This window comes from Streptomyces sp. NPDC019443 (assembly GCF_044389785.1).
Taxonomy (GTDB): Bacteria; Actinomycetota; Actinomycetes; order Streptomycetales; family Streptomycetaceae; genus Streptomyces.
This window is the reverse complement of record NZ_JBIRYJ010000007.1, coordinates 287,447-306,446: the sequence shown is the minus strand read 5'-3', so window position 1 is coordinate 306,446 and position 19,000 is coordinate 287,447. Positions and strand designations below refer to the sequence as shown.

General features: G+C 70.9%; 16 protein-coding genes. 9 read left to right on the top strand and 7 right to left on the bottom strand.

Going from position 1 to position 19,000, the window contains the following annotated elements; translation table 11 throughout:
• Positions 1 to 40: 40 nt before the first annotated feature.
• Positions 41 to 1,570, bottom strand: a complete 1,530-nt coding sequence (locus tag ACH492_RS23900; RefSeq protein ID WP_398989657.1) for a SpoIIE family protein phosphatase — start codon at positions 1,568 to 1,570, stop codon at positions 41 to 43.
• A 225-nt stretch (positions 1,571 to 1,795) separates the two neighbouring features.
• Here ACH492_RS23900 and ACH492_RS23895 point away from each other — a divergent pair, with 225 nt between their 5' ends.
• Together ACH492_RS23895 and ACH492_RS23890 are read left to right on the top strand one after the other, a co-directional pair.
• Positions 1,796 to 2,374: a YdeI family protein gene (locus ACH492_RS23895; protein ID WP_398989655.1), complete on the top strand. Its 579-nt coding sequence runs from the start codon at positions 1,796 to 1,798 to the stop codon at positions 2,372 to 2,374.
• A 148-nt stretch (positions 2,375 to 2,522) separates the two neighbouring features.
• Positions 2,523 to 4,742 carry an NADP-dependent isocitrate dehydrogenase gene (locus ACH492_RS23890; RefSeq protein WP_398989653.1) on the top strand — a complete coding sequence of 740 codons (2,220 nt, stop codon included), beginning with the start codon at positions 2,523 to 2,525 and terminating at the stop codon, positions 4,740 to 4,742.
• A 142-nt stretch (positions 4,743 to 4,884) separates the two neighbouring features.
• Here ACH492_RS23890 and ACH492_RS23885 read toward each other — a convergent pair whose 3' ends face one another.
• Entirely contained in the window at positions 4,885 to 6,543 is a 1,659-nt protein-coding gene (locus ACH492_RS23885; protein WP_398989759.1) for an IclR family transcriptional regulator C-terminal domain-containing protein, read from the bottom strand.
• A gap of 157 nt (positions 6,544 to 6,700) precedes the next feature.
• Between ACH492_RS23885 and ACH492_RS23880 the strand changes: the two genes are divergently transcribed.
• The 4 genes from ACH492_RS23880 (at position 6,701) to ACH492_RS23865 (ending at position 10,599) form a co-directional block, all read left to right on the top strand.
• Positions 6,701 to 7,483, top strand: coding sequence for a CoA transferase subunit A (locus ACH492_RS23880; protein ID WP_398989651.1), 783 nt, complete (start codon positions 6,701 to 6,703; stop codon positions 7,481 to 7,483).
• Positions 7,483 to 8,130 (top strand): CoA transferase subunit B, encoded by a 648-nt coding sequence (locus ACH492_RS23875; RefSeq protein ID WP_398989649.1) that lies wholly within the window; start codon positions 7,483 to 7,485, stop codon positions 8,128 to 8,130. Before ACH492_RS23880 ends, ACH492_RS23875 begins: the two co-directional genes overlap by 1 nt.
• Before the next feature lies 1 nt (position 8,131).
• Positions 8,132 to 9,322, top strand: coding sequence for a thiolase family protein (locus tag ACH492_RS23870; RefSeq protein ID WP_398989647.1), 1,191 nt, complete (start codon positions 8,132 to 8,134; stop codon positions 9,320 to 9,322).
• A 92-nt stretch (positions 9,323 to 9,414) separates the two neighbouring features.
• Positions 9,415 to 10,599 (top strand): 4-hydroxybenzoate 3-monooxygenase, encoded by a 1,185-nt coding sequence (locus ACH492_RS23865; RefSeq protein ID WP_398989645.1) that lies wholly within the window; start codon positions 9,415 to 9,417, stop codon positions 10,597 to 10,599.
• Positions 10,600 to 10,630: 31 nt separating this feature from the next.
• Here the strand turns inward: ACH492_RS23865 and ACH492_RS23860 are convergent, their stop codons facing one another.
• The 3 genes from ACH492_RS23860 to ACH492_RS23850 form a co-directional block, all read right to left on the bottom strand.
• Positions 10,631 to 12,010, bottom strand: coding sequence for an MFS transporter (locus ACH492_RS23860; RefSeq protein ID WP_398989643.1), 1,380 nt, complete (start codon positions 12,008 to 12,010; stop codon positions 10,631 to 10,633).
• Between the two features lie 206 nt (positions 12,011 to 12,216).
• Positions 12,217 to 12,669: a hypothetical protein gene (locus ACH492_RS23855; RefSeq protein ID WP_398989641.1), complete on the bottom strand. Its 453-nt coding sequence runs from the start codon at positions 12,667 to 12,669 to the stop codon at positions 12,217 to 12,219.
• Positions 12,670 to 12,758: 89 nt separating this feature from the next.
• On the bottom strand, positions 12,759 to 14,006 hold the full coding sequence (locus ACH492_RS23850; RefSeq protein ID WP_398989639.1) for a DUF6745 domain-containing protein: 1,248 nt from the start codon (positions 14,004 to 14,006) through the stop codon (positions 12,759 to 12,761).
• 228 nt (positions 14,007 to 14,234) lie between these two features.
• Between ACH492_RS23850 and ACH492_RS23845 the strand changes: the two genes are divergently transcribed.
• Positions 14,235 to 14,588 carry a YciI family protein gene (locus ACH492_RS23845; protein ID WP_398989637.1) on the top strand — a complete coding sequence of 118 codons (354 nt, stop codon included), beginning with the start codon at positions 14,235 to 14,237 and terminating at the stop codon, positions 14,586 to 14,588.
• 8 nt (positions 14,589 to 14,596) lie between these two features.
• Positions 14,597 to 15,835: an RNA polymerase sigma factor gene (locus ACH492_RS23840; RefSeq protein ID WP_398989758.1), complete on the top strand. Its 1,239-nt coding sequence runs from the start codon at positions 14,597 to 14,599 to the stop codon at positions 15,833 to 15,835.
• A 64-nt stretch (positions 15,836 to 15,899) separates the two neighbouring features.
• Here ACH492_RS23840 and ACH492_RS23835 read toward each other — a convergent pair whose 3' ends face one another.
• Together ACH492_RS23835 and ACH492_RS23830 are read right to left on the bottom strand one after the other, a co-directional pair.
• A complete protein-coding gene (locus tag ACH492_RS23835) occupies positions 15,900 to 16,475 on the bottom strand; it encodes a histidine phosphatase family protein (RefSeq protein ID WP_398989757.1) in 576 nt (191 codons plus the stop codon).
• Between the two features lie 127 nt (positions 16,476 to 16,602).
• Positions 16,603 to 18,042 (bottom strand): PLP-dependent aminotransferase family protein, encoded by a 1,440-nt coding sequence (locus ACH492_RS23830; RefSeq protein ID WP_398989635.1) that lies wholly within the window; start codon positions 18,040 to 18,042, stop codon positions 16,603 to 16,605.
• Between ACH492_RS23830 and ACH492_RS23825 the strand changes: the two genes are divergently transcribed.
• The gene (locus tag ACH492_RS23825; protein WP_398989633.1) at positions 18,041 to 18,937 is read left to right on the top strand and encodes a DMT family transporter; all 897 of its coding nucleotides are present in this window, start codon (positions 18,041 to 18,043) and stop codon (positions 18,935 to 18,937) included. The genes ACH492_RS23830 and ACH492_RS23825 overlap by 2 nt on opposite strands.
• The last annotated feature ends 63 nt before the right edge of the window (positions 18,938 to 19,000 follow it).

The window sequence follows — 19,000 nt, the reverse complement described above, 5'->3', positions numbered from 1 at the left end:
CGGCTCCCCAGCGGCCGGCACCGGCACTGATGAAGAACTGCTACGTGTCTTCCGACCGGGGCGTGCGGCTGAGCACGGAGGGCAGGACTCGCGCGATGAGCAGCGCGACGTCGTCGTGGTCGCCGGGGTGGCGCAGGGTGTGCAGGAGCAACTCGCAGGTTTCGTCCAGGGAGCGGTGGGGGTCGTCCAGGAGGGCGAGCAGGTTGGCCAGGCATGCGTCGATGGGCCGGTCGCGCCTCTCGACCAGCCCATCGGTGTACAGGACGAGCTGGTCGCCCGGGTGCAGGGGGAGTGTGGTGGTGTGGAAGTCGCCCTCGCCGACGCCCAGCGGGGTTCCGGTGGGCAGCTCGAGCAGTTCGTGCTTTCCGTCAAGGCGAAGAAGGGCTGGGGGCAGGTGGCCGGCGAGGGAGATGCGGCACTGCGCGCCGTGCGGGTCGTAGACGGCGTAGACGCACGTGGCGATGGTGTCCTGCTCCAGGTCCTCGGTGATGTGGTCGAGGTGCTGGAGAACCTGGACGGGGTCGAGGTCGAGGCCGGCCAGGGTGCGGGTGGCGGTGCGGAGCTGGCCCATGGTGGCGGCGGCGCTGACGCCGCTGCCCATGACGTCTCCGACGACGAGGGCGGTCTTGTCGCCCCCGAGCGCAATGACGTCGAACCAGTCGCCGCCGATCTCGCTGGCTGCCTGGGCGGGCAGGTACCGGGACGCGACAACCAGCCCCGGCCGTTGCGGTGGCGGGTGGGGCAGCAGGCTGCGCTGGAGGGTGAGAACGATGCGGCGTTGCTGCTGGACGGCACGGTGCCGCTCGGTGACGTCCACGCTGGAGGTCACCACCCCCAGCACCTTTCCGTTGGGAGCTTCGAGCCGGTGGAAAGAGATCGACCAGGCATGCTCGTTGTCCGGGTCGGCCGGGGTGCGGCCGACGGTGTACTGGTCAGAGACCGGGGTGCCGGTAGCCAAAACCTTGCGCATCGTCGCTTCGAAGGACTCGTCCAAGAAGGGCAGCACCTCATGGACGTGCCTGCCCACATGCTCGGCGGCAGGCACGCCGTTCATCCGCTCCTCCGCCGGGTTGACCGAGACGTACCGAAGGTCGGTGTCCAGTACACCCAGTCCGATCGGCGACTGGGACACCAGTCGGGCGGACAGTGCCAGGTCCCGTTCGACCTGCCGTAGCGTCGCCTGGTCCGCGGCCAGACCCAGGGCGTAGTGGTCCCCCTGGTCGTCCTGCAGCCGCATGTTGCGGAACTCCACCAGCCGGGTGCTGCCGTTCTTGTGCCGGACGGGGAAGACTCCGGCCCAGCTGCCGCCACCTTCCATGACGTGGGCGAACAGGTTCAGCACGGCCTCCTGGTGCTCCTCATGGATCAGCAAGTGGCCTGCGAACTCGCCGAGGGCCTCCTCGGCGCTGTAGCCGAACAGGTCCTCGGCCTGCGGGCTCCAGAGATCGATCCTGCCCTCGGCATCGAGGAGAACGGCCGCCACGCTCAGCACATCGAGGAGGCCGCCAGACGCGGTCGGAGCGACGCTCACCGTGTCTGGACCGCCCCGGAAGGACTCGGCTGCACACATCCCAGGCCCTCCTCACTGCACGCGCCGCCACCCTGTGGTGTCAGGGCGCCGACCCGAGCCCGCGGCTCGGCTTGCGTGGCTCTGCCTCCCCCATCGTCTCCCTCCAGGGTCCCGCTCGCGCAGCCGTGGCCGTCGTCGGCCCGGCATCCGGCGCGCCGGTTGCCGGGCCTCGTCGGCCTGCGGCACTCAGCCGGCGCCGACCATGCGGGCGATAGCCTGAGCCGCATGGATGAGCTCGACGGAGTGGAGATCATCGCCTTCCCGGACGCCGAGGCGTTCGAGAACTGGCTGGCCGGGCATTACACGCGCCACGAGGGTGTGTGGATCAAGATGGCCAAGAAGAAGTCCGGCATTCCGACGGTCACTGACGACGAGGTTGTCGACATCGGGCTGTGCTACGGCTGGATCTCCGGGCAACGGCGGTCTTTCGACGAGCAGTACTACCTGCAGAAGTACGTGCCACGCCGGCCCAAAAGCCTGTGGTCGCAGGTGAATGTGGACAAGGTCGCGATGCTGACGGCCACGGGGCGGATGCGCGAACCCGGGCTGGCCGAGGTGCGCAGGGCGCAGGAGGACGGGCGATGGTCAGGGGCCTACGAGTCGCAGAGGACGGCGACGGTGCCACCCGACCTCGCGGCGGCGCTCGATGCGAACCTTGAGGCCAAGAAGGCGTTCGAGGCGCTCGACAAGACAGGGCGCTACCTGGTCATCCTGCGGTTACTTCAGGCGCTCACGCCGGAGACCAGGCAGATTCGGCTCGATAAATCCCTGCAAATGCTACTGAATGACGAAAGGCCGGGCTAAGCCAGTCATTCCGCCGACATCCATGCCACCACGGGGCGGCCCGACCTCCGTGCCGCCCGCCACGGTGGGGCAGGGCCCTGTCCAGAGGGGGTGGGTCACGAGATATCTTGATGTCGAGCAATGTTGCAGACGTGGAGCGGAGCACCCGGTGACTGACTCGACCATCATCTATACACACACTGACGAGGCGCCCGCCCTGGCGACGCATTCGTTCCTGCCTGTCGTCCAGGCGTACGCCTCGACCGCCGGGGTCAGTGTCGAGACCCGTGACATCTCTCTGGCGGGGCGGATCATCGCCAGCTTCCCTGAGCGTCTTGAGGAGAGCCAGCGCGTCGATGACGCACTGGCCGAGCTCGGCGAGCTGGCCAAGACTCCCGGGGCGAACATCATCAAGCTGCCGAACATCTCGGCTTCGATTCCGCAGCTGAAGGCTGCGATCGCTGAGCTGCAGCAGCAGGGCTATGCGCTGCCGGACTACCCGGACGACCCGAAGTCCGACGAGGACCGGGACGTCCGTGCGCGCTACGACAAGATCAAGGGCAGTGCCGTCAACCCGGTGCTGCGCGAGGGCAACTCCGACCGCCGTGCGCCGGCGTCGGTGAAGAACTATGCGAAGGCGCACCCGCACAGGATGGGCGCGTGGGTGTCCGACTCAAAGACGAACGTCGCGCACATGGACGCCGACGACTTCCGCTCCACCGAGAAGTCCGCGGTCATCGCCGAGGCCGGCTCGCTGCGCATCGAGCACGTGGGGGACGACGGCAGCACCACCGTTCTGCGTGAGTCGGTTCCCGTGCTCGCGGGCGAGGTCGTGGACGCGTCCGTCATGCGCGTGGCGGCCCTACGCGCGTTCCTTGACGAGCAGGTCGCACGCGCCAAGGCCGAGGGCGTGCTGTTCTCGGTGCACCTGAAGGCCACGATGATGAAGGTCTCCGACCCGATCATCTTCGGACACGTGGTGCGGACCTTCTTCCCCAAGACGTTCGCCGGGCACGGCGAGGCGCTCGCCGCCGCCGGCCTGAGCCCGAACGACGGACTCGGCGCCATCCTCAAGGGCCTGGAGTCGCTGCCCGAGGGCGCGGAGATCAAGGCGTCCTTCGAGGCCGAGATCGCCGACGGCCCCACACTGGCAATGGTCGACTCCGACCGCGGCATCACCAACCTGCACGTACCGAGCGATGTCATCGTCGACGCCTCCATGCCGGCCATGATCCGCACCTCCGGTCACATGTGGGGCCCGGACGGCCAGGAGGCCGACACTCTCGCGGTCCTCCCCGACAGCAGCTACGCCGGGATCTACCAGGTCGTCATCGACGACTGCCGCGCGAACGGCGCCTTCGACCCGTCGACGATGGGCTCGGTGCCCAACGTCGGCCTCATGGCGCAGAAGGCCGAGGAGTACGGCAGCCACGACAAGACCTTCGAGATCCCTGCCCCGGGCGCGGTGCGGGTCGTCGACGAGGGCGGCAACGTCGTGCTCGAGCAGGTGGTGGGCGCCGGCGACATCTTCCGCATGTGCCAGACCAAGGACCTGCCGATCCAGGACTGGGTCAAGCTCGCCGTCACCCGCGCCCGTGCGACCGGCGAGCCGGCGGTGTTCTGGCTGGACGAGGGCCGCGCGCACGACGCGACCCTCATCGAGAAGGTCAAGACCTACCTCGCCGAGCACGACACCGAGGGCCTGCAGATCGAGATCATGTCGCCGGTCGAAGCGACCGCCTTCTCCCTGGAGCGCATCCGCCGGGGCGAGGACACGATCTCGGTCACCGGCAACGTGCTGCGCGACTACCTGACCGACCTGTTCCCGATCCTCGAGCTCGGCACGAGCGCGAAGATGCTCTCGGTCGTCCCGCTCATGAATGGTGGCGGACTGTTCGAGACCGGCGCGGGCGGCTCCGCGCCCAAGCACGTCCAGCAGCTCGTCAAGGAGAACTACCTGCGCTGGGACAGCCTGGGCGAGTTCCTCGCGCTCGCGGTCAGCTTCGAGCACCTCGCGCAGACCACGGGCAACGCACGCGCTCAGGTTCTCGCCGACACGCTCGACCGCGCGACCGGCAGCTTCCTCAACGAGAACAAGTCGCCCAGCCGCCGGGTAGGTGGCATCGACAACCGCGGCAGCCACTTCTACCTGGCGCTCTACTGGGCGCAGGAGCTGGCGAAGCAGACCGAGGATGCACAGCTCGCGGAGGCGTTCGCCGCCCTCGCCAAGTCGCTGACCGAGCAGGAGCAGACGATCCTCGACGAGCTGCTCGCGGTGCAGGGCTCACCGGCCGACATCGGCGGCTACTACCGGCCCGACGCTTCGAAGGCCTCGGCCGTCATGCGCCCGTCGACGACCTTCAACCAGGCCATCGCGACCCTCGGCTGACGCGACAGCTGCGGAAGGGGGAGGGTGCAGACGACCGCCCTCCTTCCGCACCCGCACCTGTACCTGTTCCGCCCCGGCCGGCATCACGCCCGGCCGGGGCGGTTCCGTCTTCGTTCCCGGACGTCAGGTTCGTTCCCGGACATCAGGCAGACGGGATATGCGTGAAGCGCCCGGCGACATGGAGGTCTGCCTCGATCCTCGCGGCGGTGGCCCGCAGCTCCGGGAGCACCTCGGTCAGACACTGCGCGGCGGTGCGCCGGCTGCTGTGCATGGCGACGTTGACGGCGGCCACCGCCCGCCCCGCACGGTCGCGCACCGGTACGGCGAGGGAGCACAGACCCTCTTCCAGTTCCTCGTCGACCAGGGCGTACCCCTCCTGCCCCACACGGTCCAGGAGCATGGCGAGCTCCGCCGGGGCGGTGACCGTGCGCGGGGTCAGGGCCCGCAGTTCGGTACGGGCCAGCCAGGCGGCCCGGTCCTTGGGCGGCAGGTCCGCCAGCAGCACCCGTCCCATCGAGGCCGCGTAGGCGGGGAAGCGGGTGCCGATCGTGATGTTGACGCTCATGATGCGGCCTGTGGCGACACGCGCCGTGTACTGGATGTCGTCGCCGGTGAGCACCGCCAGGGACGCGGAATCATGCACAGTCTGGACCAGCGCGGCCAGATGCGGTGTGGCGATGTCGGGGAGTGTCGTACTGGACAGCGGCGGACAGCCGAGCGCCAGTACCTGTGGGGTGAGACGGAAGGTCCGGTCCCATGAGGCGACGTAGCCGAGGTGCTCGAGGGTGATGAGGGCACGCCGGGCGGTGGCTCTGGCGAGTCCGGTGGCCTCGGCGACGGCGGTGAGCGACAGTTCCGGCCTGCCTTCGCCGAAGGCGGTCAGTACGGTCAGGCCACGGGCCAGGGACTCCACGAACTCCGCGCCGAGCTCCTGCTTGGAGGCGGTGGTCCAGGCCGCGAGTCCCGCCGGGGGCGCCGACGGTGCGGGGCGGGCCTGCCGCAGCTCCCGTTCCATGGCGGCCACGGCCTTGCGCACCCGGGGCAGCAGTGACTGCCGCAGTGAGCCGACGCTGTGCCGGCTGGTGTGGCTGACCGCGCTCACGGCGCATACGACCTGGCCGTCAGGGCTGTGCACGGGCACGGCGAGTGCGATCAGGCCGGGCTCGATCAACTGGTCGTCCAGGGCCCAGCCCTGCTTGCCCGCCCGGGCCGCACGCTCTTCCAGGCCGGGCCCGCCATCGGTTGCGGTCCGCGGCGGTACTGCGGGGAAGCCGCGGTCCTCGGGGTCGGCCGCCCGGCGCTCGCGCCACCGTACCCACTCCTGCTCACTCCAGCCTGCCGCGAACAGCGGCCCTGGCGCGGTGCGTTCGGCGGGCAGCAGGTCGCCGATGCGGAAGGTGAGCGACATCGCTCGGCGGCGGGTGGTCTGGTGCACGAAGCGGATGCCGTCGCCGTCGGGCACGGCCAGCGACACCGACTCGTCGAGTTCCTCCGCGAGCTGTTCGGCGAGCGGGCCGAGCAGCCGGGGCAGCTGGAGGCTCGCCAGATAGGCGTTGCCCAGTTCCATCAGGCGTGGGGTGAGGGCGGCGGAGTGGCTGTCCAGCCGGAGGTACCCCATGCGCGCGAAGGTGGCGGCGATGCGGTCCACCGTGGAGCGGGCGAGGCCGGTCGTGCGGACGAGGTCGCTGAGGCTCGTCCGGCCGCCCGCGTCGCTGATTTCACGCAGTACGGCGATCCCGCGCATCAGCGGGCCGACGGCCTCGGCCGGCGGCGAGGCATCGGTCAACGTCATGGCTGTCATCGGCTCTCCGGTACGGATCTCGCGGTACTCGCACAGCATGGGCGTTGACACACGTGGCGGGTGAACGCACACTCAGGGCAGTTAATGAACTCTAGTTCATCTGACGAACGAGCGGAACACTCCGTACCCCCGTCGGTGTGCGACAAGGAATCCCTCCATGGACAAAGTCAAACAGAGCGCGGCCGAGGCAGTCGGTGACATCGCGGACCATGCGTCGCTCGCCGTCGGCGGCTTCGGCCTCAGCGGAGTGCCGAGCACACTGATCGAGGCGGTGCACGCGCGGGGGGCCGGCGGACTGAGCGTGGTCTCCAACAACTGCGGCGTGGACGGCGCAGGGCTCGGCGTTCTGCTCGCCGAAGGCCGGATCGCCCGCGTCACCTGTTCGTACATCGGCGAGAACAAGGAGTTCGCCCGCCAGTACCTCGGTGGCGAGCTGGAGGTCGAGCTGGTACCCCAGGGCACGCTCGCCGAACGGCTGCGCGCGGGAGGCTGCGGCATACCCGCCTTCTACACCCCGGCCGGTGTCGGCACCCAGGTCGCCGACGGCGGACTGCCCTGGCGCTACACCCCCGGCGGCTCCTCCCGGCCGGAGGCCGGGGCAGCCGCGGTGGCGCTGTCATCCCCGACCAAGGAGATCCGCGTCTTCGGCGGGCGCGAGCATGTCCTGGAGTACGGCATCACCACCGACTTCGCGCTCGTACGGGCGGCCAGGGGCGACCGGCACGGCAATCTCGTCTTCAACAAGGCCGCCCGCAACTTCAACCCGCTCGCCGCGATGGCCGGGCGGATCACGATCGCAGAGGTCGAGGAACTGGTCGAGCCCGGCGAGCTGGACCCGGACTCCGTCCAGTTGCCCGGCGTCTTCATCCAGCACGTGGTGGCGCTCACCCCCGAACAGGCCGCGGCCAAGGGCATCGAGAGGAAGACGGTGCGAACCTGATGGCCTGGACGCGCGACCAGATGGCCGCCCGCGCGGCCGCCGAACTGACCGACGGCTCCTACGTCAACCTCGGGATCGGGCTGCCCACCCGGGTACCGGGCTTCCTGCCACGCGGCGTGGATGTGGTGCTCCACTCGGAGAACGGCATCCTGGGCGTCGGCCCGTACCCCTACGAGGACGAGGTCGACCCGGACCTGATCAACGCGGGCAAGGAGACCGTCACCGTCCTGCCCGGCTCCGCGTACTTCGACTCCGCGCTCTCCTTCGGCATGATCCGCGGCGGCCATATCGATGCCGCGATCCTGGGCGCGATGCAGGTGTCCGCCACCGGCGATCTCGCCAACTGGTCCGTCCCCGGAAAGATGATCAAGGGTATGGGCGGGGCGATGGATCTGGTCCACGGCGCCCGCCGGGTGATCGTCCTCACCGACCATGTGGCCAAGGACGGCTCCCCGAAGATCGTCCAGGAGTGCACCCTCCCGCTGACCGGCACCGCGTGCGTGCACCGCGTCATCACCGACCTCGGCGTCCTCGACATCACCGACACGGGACTGGTACTCGTCGAGACGGCTCCCGGAGTCACCCCGGACGACGTACGGCAAAAGACAGCCGCACCCCTGACCGACACCACCCGTGCAAGGAGCTGACATGACCGGCCGCCCGCGTGACGTCTACGTCGTCGACGCCGTCCGTACGCCGATCGGGAAGTACGGCGGAGCCCTGTCCCGTGTACGCCCCGACGACCTCGCCGCCGGTGTGCTGGGCGCGCTCGTCTCCCGTACGCCCGACCTCGACCCGGCCCGGATCGACGACGTCTTCTTCGGCAACGCCAACGGCGCGGGCGAGGACAACCGCGATGTCGCCCGCATGGCCGTGCTGCTCGCCGGGCTCCCCGTCACCGTGCCGGGCAGCACCGTCAATCGGCTCTGCGGCTCCGGCATGGAGGCCGTGATCCAGGCGGCCCGCGCCATAGCGGCCGGCGACGCGTCCATCGCCGTCGCGGGCGGCGTCGAGTCGATGAGCCGCTCCCCCTGGGTGGTGCAGAAGCCCGAACGGGGCTTCCCCGCCGGGCATCAGCAGATGTACTCGACCACCCTCGGCTGGCGGATGGTCAACCCGCGCATGCCCGAGGAGTGGACGGTCCCCCTCGGCGAGGGCGCCGAACTGGTCGCCGAGCGCTACGGAATCGACCGCGCGGCGCAGGACGCCTTCGCCCTGGCCAGCCACCGGAAGGCGGCACGCGCCTGGCAGGAAGGGCTGTACGACGGCGAGGTCGTCCCCGTCGACGGCGTGGAACTGGCACGGGACGAGTGCATCAGGGACGCCACTTCGCCAGAGGCGCTGGCCAAGCTGAAGCCCGTGTTCCGGGCAGACGGCACGGTCACGGCGGGCAACTCGTCCCCGCTCAACGACGGCGCCGCAGCCCTCCTGCTCGTGGACGAGGACGGGCTGCGCGCCACCGGCCGCGAGCCGCTCGCGCGGATCGGTGCCTCGGCCGTCACCGGCATCGAGCCCCAGTACTTCGGCGCGGGACCGGTGGAAGCCGTACAGCGCGCGCTGAAGAAGGCCGGGCGCGGCCTCGGCGGGCTGCACACCGTCGAACTCAATGAGGCCTTCGCCGCCCAGGCGCTCGCCTGTCTCAGCCAGTGGCCCGGACTGGACCCGGAGATCGTCAATCCGCGCGGTGGCGCCATCGCCATCGGCCATCCGCTCGGCGCCTCGGGCGCCCGGATCACGGGAGCCGTCGCCCACCAGCTCGCCGCAGCGGGCTCCGGGACAGGCCTCGCGGCGCTGTGCATCGGCGTCGGGCAGGGCCTGGCTCTCGTACTGGAGAGGTAATGCCAAGACCCGGACGACGCCGGTTCGTTCGCACCCGTCCGGGCCGGCACCGCGGCCGAGTCACCACCTGCCGACACACCTGGAGGACACTGATGCACACCACCGTCGGCATCATAGGCGGCGGCCCCGCGGGCCTGCTGCTGGCCCGGCTGCTGCACAACGCCGGTATCGACAGCGTGGTCCTGGAGCGCCGCGACCGCGGCTACGTCGAGCGGCGGCAGCGGGCGGGCATCCTGGAACAGGCCACCGTCGACGCGCTGCGCGCCGCGGGCGCCGGGGAACGCATGGACCGCGAGGGCATGCCCCATGACGGCATCGAGCTGCGCTTCGACCGCCGCTCCCACCGCATCGACTTCCCCGCCCTCACCGGCGGCCGGAGCGTGATGGTCTACGCGCAGACCGAGGTGGTCAAGGACCTCATAGCGCTCCAGCTCGCCGACGGCGGGCCGCTGCTGTTCGACGCCGAAGTGCGGGGCGTGGACGGCGCCGACACCGACAGGCCCTCCGTCCGGTACGTACACGAAGGCCGCGAGCAGACTCTGACCTGTGATTACGTCGTCGGGTGCGACGGCTTCCACGGGGTGGCCAAAGGCGCCGTCCCCGAGTCCGTACGGACGACGTACGAGCGGGTCTATCCGTACTCGTGGCTGGGCATCCTCGCCGAAGCCCCGCCCGTGTACGACGAGTTGATCTACGCGCATTCCAGGCGCGGCTTCGCGCTGGCGACCATGCGCTCCCCGTCCGTCAGCCGGCTCTACCTGCAGGTCCCGGGCGGCACCGACCCGGCCGACTGGTCCGACGAGCGGATCTGGGACGAGCTGGACGCCCGCTTCGCCACCGACGCCGATCCCGGCTGGAAGCTGGAGCGTGGCCCGGTCACCGGCAAAGCGGTCCTGCCGATGCGCAGCCATGTGACCGAGCCGATGCGGTACGGGAGGATGTTCCTGGCGGGCGACGCGGCGCACATCGTCCCGCCGACCGGTGCCAAGGGTCTCAACCTGGCCGCCGCCGATGTGATCGTCCTCGCCCGCGCGCTGATCAACGAGCGGGACGCCGGCTCCACCGAACTGCTCGACGCCTACTCCGACACGTGCCTGCGCCGCGTCTGGCGGGCCGAGCACTTCTCGTACTTCATGACCACGATGCTGCACACCGATCCGGCCCAGTCCGCGTTCGAGACCCGTCTGCAGCTCTCCCAGCTCGACCGCGTGGCGGCCTCGCCGCACGCCGCGGCCGAACTGGCGGAGAACTACACGGGGTTGCCGCTCCCGGGGTGAGCCTCACCGGGTGAGGCTCACCCCGTGAACCTCACCGGCCGGTGGCGGGCGACGCGCTCACCGTAGAGGCCCCGGCAGAGGTGCTTCGGCGTCCGCCGAGCCGGGCCGCGAGTGGAACGAAGGCGATGGCGGTGGCGCCGAGCAGTCCCGTCAGGGCGAACGTCGTGAACCCCCAGCTCTCGTGGCCGCCCGCCGCGAAGACGCCCCCCAGCCAGGGGCCGACGACCGCACCGGTCCGGCCGACGCCGGTCACCCAGCCGAGCCCGGCGGCGCGTTCGCTGCCCGGGTAGACGGTGTTGGTGGCCGCGTAGACCATCACCTGGGCACTGAACAGCCAGATGCCGGTGACAGCGACCACGACATACGTCGCCGCCAGCGGCAGGTGCCCCTTCAGCAACAGTGCGCCCACCGCGGTGAGGACGAACCAGATGGCCGAGACCCTGACCGCGCCGAAGCGGTCGGCGGTGCGGCCCGCGATGAGCATGCCTACGATGCCGCCCGCGTTGATGACCAGCAGGAAACTGACGGAGGAGGACAGGCCGTAGCCGGAGGCGCGCATCATCTGCGGCAGCCAGGTGCTCACGCCGTAGACGAGGAGCAGACCGCAGAAGGACGCGAGCCACAGCAGCGGGGTCGCCCAGCGCGCCTCGGGCCTGAAGAGGGCGAGTACCGCGTCGAACCGCCCCTTGGCCCCGGCGGCCGGGGCCTCGACCAGGGTGGGCCGCGGCAGCCCGTACCGGTCGGCGACGGCGTCCGCCTCCGCCTGGTCGCCGCGCGCGAGCAGGACGCCCGGCGATTCGGGAAGCAGCATCAGCAGGAGCGGCACGGCGATCACCGCGGGTAGCACACCTGCCCAGAACACCCAGCGCCAGCCGGCGGACGGCGCCAGCGTCAGGCCGAGGGCCGTGGCCACCATGCCGCCCGCGTGGTACGAGGTCATCAGCAGGCCGGTGGTCAGCGCGGCGCGGCGCGGGGGCGCGAACTCCATCACCATGGCCAGACACAGCGGCATGAGCCCGCCGAGCCCGAGCCCGGCGACGAACCGGCCGGCCCCGAATAGCGCCGGAGACCCGGCCGTCGCACAGAGCGCGGACCCGAGGGAAAACACGGTGACGCTGCCGACCAGCATGGGGCGGCGGCCGAGCCAGTCGGTGATGTTCCCGGCGGTGAGTGCGCCAATCAACATGCCGAAGGTGGTCCAGCTGCCGATGGTGCCCGCGCTCGACGGCGTCAGGCCGAGTCCCGGGTCGTCGAGCATGTGCGGCATGACGGCGCCGTAGATGTTGACGTCCATGCCGTCGAAGAAGACGGCCAGCCAGCACAGAGCGAGGACGGGAAGCACTGTGCGGAAGGTGTGCGGAGAAGGGTGGGAGAGCGGGGATGGTGCGCCCGCCGCGCCGGTGGAAGTCATATCAGTCCCTGGATACGAGCGGCTGGTTCGTCTGGTGAACTTCAATTCACTATCGGAGTCGCATGAGTGTCCGGCGGGGTGGGCGGGGTGTCAATGAGCCTGCGCGCGGAGTTTTCCCAGGAGCCGGCAGTCCGGCCGGGCGCGGTGGTCGACGCGCCCGGCCAGACCGTGCCGGTGCCGGTGCCGGAACCGGATACGGATACGGATCAGTCGGCGACCAGGCGGTCGCTGGTCCGGCTTGTCCCCTCGCCGCGTTCGCGCTGCCGGCGGATCACATACCGGCCTGGTGCGATACCCGTACCGCCGTGTTCCGGGTGGATCAGATAGGCGATCGCCGTGGTCTCGATCATCCCGAGAGCCAGGCCCTGGGGATCGACGACCCTGGCGGTCCAGTAGCAGGTGCCGGGGTCGGCCGCGACCGTGTGCGGGTTGCCGCCCGCGGCGCTGCGCAGCAGCTCGATGCCGGCGGAGGGGACCTCCCGCCGGCGCGCGTGCTCCGACACCGTGACGCCTTCGAGAAGCGCGTGCGGGATGACGATCAGGTCGCCCTGGGCCTGGAGCCCGTCGACGACGGGGATCGTCACCTCGCGCTCCAGGTGGTCGAGGACATCGAGGCCGGTCCGGGTGGTGAGATCGGCAAGGGTCATGGTCGTGGTCATTTGCATCACCTTGGGTGCTCGAAGAGTGCTGGAAAAGGTGCTGGATGAGTGCTGGATGAGTGCTGGAAAGTTGCTCGGGCAGGCGCGGATCAGGTGCGCCGGACAAGCTGGGAGTACTGGGCGCCGGTCAGGCCGTAGGACCATCCGGCGGCCGTGACGGGGTCGTCGATGTTCGCGGGGACGCTCAGGCCGTAGCGACGGCGCCGCCCGTCGGGTTCGACGGAGCCGTTGACGACAAGCAGTACGCGCGCGGGCGTGCCCCAAACCTGACGAGGTACGTGAAAGAGATGCAGGTCCGAGCCGGGGTTTCCGGGGTCGCCGGCCGTGGCGACAAGTTGCAGGCCGGCTTGTTCGATGTAGGAGTCCCAGCCGATGCGTTCGATGGCGCAGCGGCGCACTTCCACGTTCGTCTCACGGTGGATCCGTTCGACGGTCGGGTCCGTGAGCACCCAGGCCGGCACGTGGGTTCCGTGCAGGACGTGCAGCTGCGCGCCGTCCGCGAACCGGACGGCGGGGCTGTCCTCGTGGTGCAGCCGCAGCTCGCCGTGACGACCGTTGGGCAGTGGTTCGGTGTGCACCTCGGTCGGCCGCTCAGCCATGACGCACAGCCCCTTGTGGGGCCACCACCAGCCGGCCGACCGGGCCAGTTCCGCCCAGAGGCCGAGTTGGTGCGCGTCGCCGCCGCGGTAGGTGGCCGACCCGATGCGGGCGTGCACGTCGTAGTGGGCGACCCAGTAGGCGTCGTGCTGGCCGTACCAGGTGAGCCCGAGCAAGTCGCCTGCCGCGGGCAGCAATGCCGCCCGGACCCGATTGCGGAACGCGTCGCGCAGCGATGCGCCCAGCGATTCGTGCACTACGGCATCGAGCACGCTGTCCAGCGGGATGTCGGCTTCGAGGGCGTCCTCAGGAGACATGGCCTGTGCCCTCCGGAGCCCGGAGGAACTCCAGCTCCAGCTCGACGGCGAACGGCCGATCCGCGCGTCCATGCGGGTCCGCAGATCCGACAGCTGGGACGCCAGCCGGGCGGCGAGTGGCCAGTCGACCCCGTGCGTGGGCGCAGAACCGGCACGCAACCGGGAGGGGGTGAAGCTGCCCGGATCGTCAAGCACCCTTGCCAACGCGGCAGTTGGAGAGGACACCCAGATGAACCGTGGCCGCGGTTCGTCGATCAAGCGGTACAGCTCGGTGACAGCGGCCTCGGCTCTCGCCCGGTCGGCCGGATGTGTGGATGTGCCGTGCCTCAGCCACTCGTCACGTACGGCGCACGCCAACAGCACGCGTTCATCGAGAGGAAGGGGTTTCGTGCTGCGGAACACTGTCCCGCGCGGAGTCGTCACGGCGCTCACCGGAGGGTGGCGGTGTCCGCCTTTCCGTTAGTCATGCCGTGGATCGTGGCAGGCGCGGCCGAGGCCCGCAAGCCAGTTTCCGGCGCCGCCCGCCCCGCCCACCACCACGCGAAGAAATCTTCCGGCCCGGCCGTGTCCGGTGTCGATCCGGACGGAAGCCGTTCGTATAGAGGGTGAGAGGCGGGCACGAGGCCAGCCACCACACCGAGGAGAGACGCCATGCAGCAGTACCTGCTCAGCATCTACCAGCCCGACGGAGACCCGCCGCCGCCCGAGGTTCTGGAACCGATCATGCGGGACCTGGAGGCCGTGAATGCCGAGATCAGGGCGGCCGGCGCCTGGGTGTTCTCGGGCGGCCTGTACCCGCCGAGCACGGCCACCGTGGTGCGGCTGAAGGACAGTGAGCTGCTCACCACCGACGGCCCGTACATCGAGGGCAAGGAGCACATCGGCGGGTTCACCGTCATCCAGGCGCCCGATCTCGACGCCGCGCTCGAGTGGGGCGGCAAGCTCGCCCGGGCGATCACGCTCCCGATCGAGGTCAGGCCGCTGCAGCACGGAACCTGTGGGTGACATCCGGCATGCCGGAGGTGCCCGCGTCGGTGACGGAGCGCGTGTTCCGCGAGGAGTACGGTCGCGCGGTCGCCGTCCTGGTCCGCGTCTTCGGTGACATCGACATCGCCGAAGAGGCGGTCCAGGACGCGTTCACCACGGCGCTGCAACGGTGGCCGACGGCGGGGGTGCCGCCGAGCCCGGCCGGGTGGATCATCACCACCGCGCGCAACCGGGCGATCGACCGCCTGCGCCGGGAGGCATCGCGTCAGGACCGGCATGCCCAGGCCGAGCTGCTGCACGCCCGCGACGCGCCGGCCCAGGAGGAGGATCCCGTGCACGACGACCGGCTGCGCCTGATCTTCACCTGCTGCCACCCCGCGCTCGCCACCGCATCCCGGGTCGCCCTGACCCTGCGGCTCCTCGGCGGGCTCACCACCACGGAGATCGCCTCCGCATTTCTGGTCGCCGAGCCCGCCATGGCCCAGCGGCTGGTCCGCGCCAAGGGCAAGATCCGCGATGCGCGCATCCCCTACCGGGTCCCGCGCGAGGCCGACCTCCCGGACCGCCTGCGGGACGTGCTCGCCGTCGTCTACCTCATCTTCAACGAGGGCTACAAAGCCAGTTCGGGCGAGCGCCTCGTCCGCGAGGACCTCTGCGCGGAGGCCATTCGCCTCGGTCGGCTGCTGGCTGAGCTGATGCCCGACGAACCGGAGGTCAAGGGCCTGCTCGCGCTGATGCTGCTCACCGACTCACGCCGGGCCGCCCGCACCACGCCCGACGGCGAACTCGTTCTGCTGGCCGACCAGGACCGTGCCCGGTGGGACCACGCGCTCATCGCCGAGGGCCAGGCGCTGGTCCGCCAGTGTCTGAGGCGCGATCAGCCCGGCCCGTACCAGATCCAGGCGGCGATCAACGCGGTCCACAGCGACGCGCCGATCGCGGCGGGCACCGACTGGGGCCAGATCCTCCGGCTGTACGACCAGCTGCTCGCCCTCGCCCCGAACCCGGTCGTGGCCCTCAACCGCGCGGTCGCGGTGGCCGAGCACGACGGCCCGGCCGCGGCACTGGCCCTGGTCGACGACATCGACCTCGACGGACACCACCTGTTCCACGCCATCCGCGCCGACCTGCTCCGCAGGCTGGGCCGCGACGAGGAGGCGGCCCGGGCGTACGAGGCGGCGCTCGCACGCACCGCGAACGAGGCCGAGCGCGCGTTTCTGCGACGCAGACTCGAGGTGCTCGGCGGAGGTGACTGCGCGCCGTAAACCCCCTGCCGGCCGTCCCCGGCGAGCGGCTCCAGCCCTCGGCCGTGGACCCACAGGCGCGGGATCAGGCGGCCGTCTCCAGGCGCAGGCTCCAGCGGCCCGCCTGACCGGTCAGGGAGACGGTCGACAACGGGCGGACGTCCACGTTCCAGTACGACGAGGGCGGCGCTTTGAGGGCGTACACCAGTGCCGCCCGTACGACGGCGGGTTCGGCGACCGCGACGAGGGAAGCACCGTCGTCGGCGGGCCTCGTGTCCAGCCAGCCCCCTATGCGCGAGATGAACGCCAGCAGCGGCTCGCCGCCGTGCGGCGCGGAGCGCGGGTCGGCGAGCCAGGCGTCGACGGCCGCCGGTTCACGGGCCGTGACCTCCGCGAGCGTGAGGCCGCGCCAGCGGCCCATGTCGCAGTCGCGCAGCGCGGGCTGGGCGAGCGGAGCGAAGCCGAGTGCGTCGCCGGTCGCCCGGCTGCGGGCGGTCGGCGAGCAGTAGCGCAACTCGGCGGCACTGAGCGGCACCAGCCGGTACGCGTTGAGCTGCACCTCGTGCCAGCCGGCCTGGTCGAGCGGCCGGTCGTCATCGAACCGCTCGGTGAGCAGGGAGGAACTGCGCGCGGCGGCGACCAGCGTGATCCGGACACTCATGGCGAGATCGTGGATGCGAAAGCCCCGCAGGTCAAGGGGGGATTTGTCCATCCTGGCCGGGATGCTGGGGATGGTGGCCGAGTTGCTCATGATCGCCCGGTCCCGGACGGCTGACGGCTGACGGCGCTCAGCCCAGCACCTCGTCGCAGGCCTTTCGCAGCCGTCGTACACCCTCGGCGATCTCGGCGGGGCCCGCCACTCCCGCGAAGCTCAGCCGGACGTGTCCGGCCGGAGGTTCGGCGCAGAAGTAGGGGCGGCCGGGGGCCAGTGCCACGCCCGCGCGCAGTGCCGCGGCGAGCAGGGTGGTCTCGTCCGCACCGTCGGGGAGGCGCAGCCAGAGGTGGTAGCCGCCGGAGGGGATGTAGGGGAGGGACAGCTCGGGCAGTCCGAGGTGCAGCGCCGCGGTCATGGTGTCGCGACGGGCCTTCAACTCGGCCGCCACGGTGCGCAGATGACGGTTCCAGGCCGGTGATCCCACCAGTTCCAGAGCCGCTTCCTGGAGGGGACGGGGGACGAAGAAGGTGTCGACGACATGGATGGCGCGCAGCCGTTCAAGCACCGGGCCGCGAGCCGCCAGCATGCCCACCCGCAAGCTGGGCGAGGTCGCTTTGGTGAGCGAGCTGACGTGCACGACGACGCCGTCGTTGTCGTCCGCGGCGAGCGGGCGCGGCAGGGGGCCCGCGTCCTCGTGGACCATGCGGCGGGCGAAGTCGTCCTCGACGACGAAGGCTCCGGCCTCGCGCGCGATACGCAACACGTCGGGGCGGCGATCGGGCGAGAGCACCGCGCCGGTGGGGTTCTGGAAGAGCGGCTGGCAGACGAAGACCCGGGCGCCGGTGGCCTTGAAGGCGGCGGCGAGCAGTTCCGTACGGACTCCCTGGGGGTCCACCGGGACCGGCACAGGACGCAGCCCGGCGGCGCGGGCGATGGCCAGCATGCCCGGGTAGGTGGGGGACTCGACGAGGACGGGTGCGCCGGGCGGTGCGAGTGCGCGCAGGGCGGTGGTCAGCGCGGACTGGCCGCCCGCCGTGATCAGTACGTCGGCCGCGCCGATGCTGTCGCCGAGGCCGCGGGCGAACCACTCGCGCAGTTCGAGCAGCCCTTCGGTGGGCGGCCGCCCCCAGGCCCCGGGCCGCCGTCCCGCCCGGGCCAGCGCGGCGGCCATCGCCCGCTCCGGCTGGAGCGAGGAGTGCAGATAGCCGCCGTTGAACTCCACGACACCCGGCGGCGGCGCGGCCAGCGTGGCCAGGACCCCGGAGGCGTCCACGGCGCGCGGCGCCAGCTCGGTGGCCGTGTCCGCGCTGAGGGTGACCTCCTGCCAGGAGGTGTCCCCTGGCGCCCGGGCGGTGTCGGTAGGGGGCTGCGCCCGGTACGCACCGGCGCCGGGGCGGGTGACGACCAGGCCCTCGGCGGCGAGCCGGGCGAGCGCGCGGGAGACGGTCACCGGCGAGACCCGGTACCGCTCGACCAGCGCCCGGCTCGACGGCAGCTTCCCACCAGGTGAGTAGCGGTCCAGCTCTCGCTTCAGGGCATTTGCCAATTCCGCCACACTGCTACGCTCTTGCATGACAGCACAGGATAGCGCTACCCATACCAGCTCGATAGCGGTCAGCAGCGGCACCCTCCTCGCCGCACTCGGCGTCATCGCGTTCTCGCTCACCTTTCCGTCCACCGTCTGGGGCCTGGAGAGCTTCGGCCCCTGGTCCCTGGTCGCCGTACGGAGCACCCTCGCCGCCCTGATCGCCGGCGGTTTTCTGCTGGTGATGCGCATACCGCTCCCCGACCGCCGGCACTGGGCGGGCCTCGTCGTGGTGGCCGGCGGTGTGGTGGTGGGCTTTCCGCTGCTGACGACGCTCGCGCTGCAGACCTCCACCACCTCGCACGCCGCCGTGGTGGTGGGGCTGCTGCCGCTGACCACCGCCGCCTTCGCGGCCGTCCGCACCGGCCGCCGCCCCTCGCGCACCTTCTGGCTGGCCGCGCTCGCCGGCGCAGCCGTGGTGATCGCCTTCACCGTGCAGCAGAGCGGCGGCGCGCTCCAGACCGGTGACCTGTATCTCTTCGGCGCACTGCTGGTCTGCGCGGCCGGTTACACCGAGGGCGGCAGGCTGGCCCGCCATATGCCGGGCTGGCAGGTGATCGGCTGGGCACTGATCCTCTGCCTGCCGCTCGCGCTGGCGGGATCGGCCGTCGCCCTGGCCTTCGAGCCGGTCCGGCTGACGGCGCACGGCGTGATCGGACTGCTTTGGGTCGCGGCCGGTTCAACCTTCTTCGGTCTGTACGTCTGGTACCGGGGCATGGCCTCCATCGGCATCGCCAAGGCCAGCCAGCTCCAGCTCGCTCAGCCGCTGCTCACCCTCGTCTGGTCGGTGTCCCTGCTGCACGAGCGGCTCTCCCCCGCCGCCCCGGTTGCGGCCGTGGCCGTCCTGGTGTGCATCGCGGTGACACAGCGGGCCAGAAGCTGAGGGTGCAACTCCCGGCCCCGGCCGTAGACTCGAAGCACGGACCACCGCCTTCGAGGAGGTCAC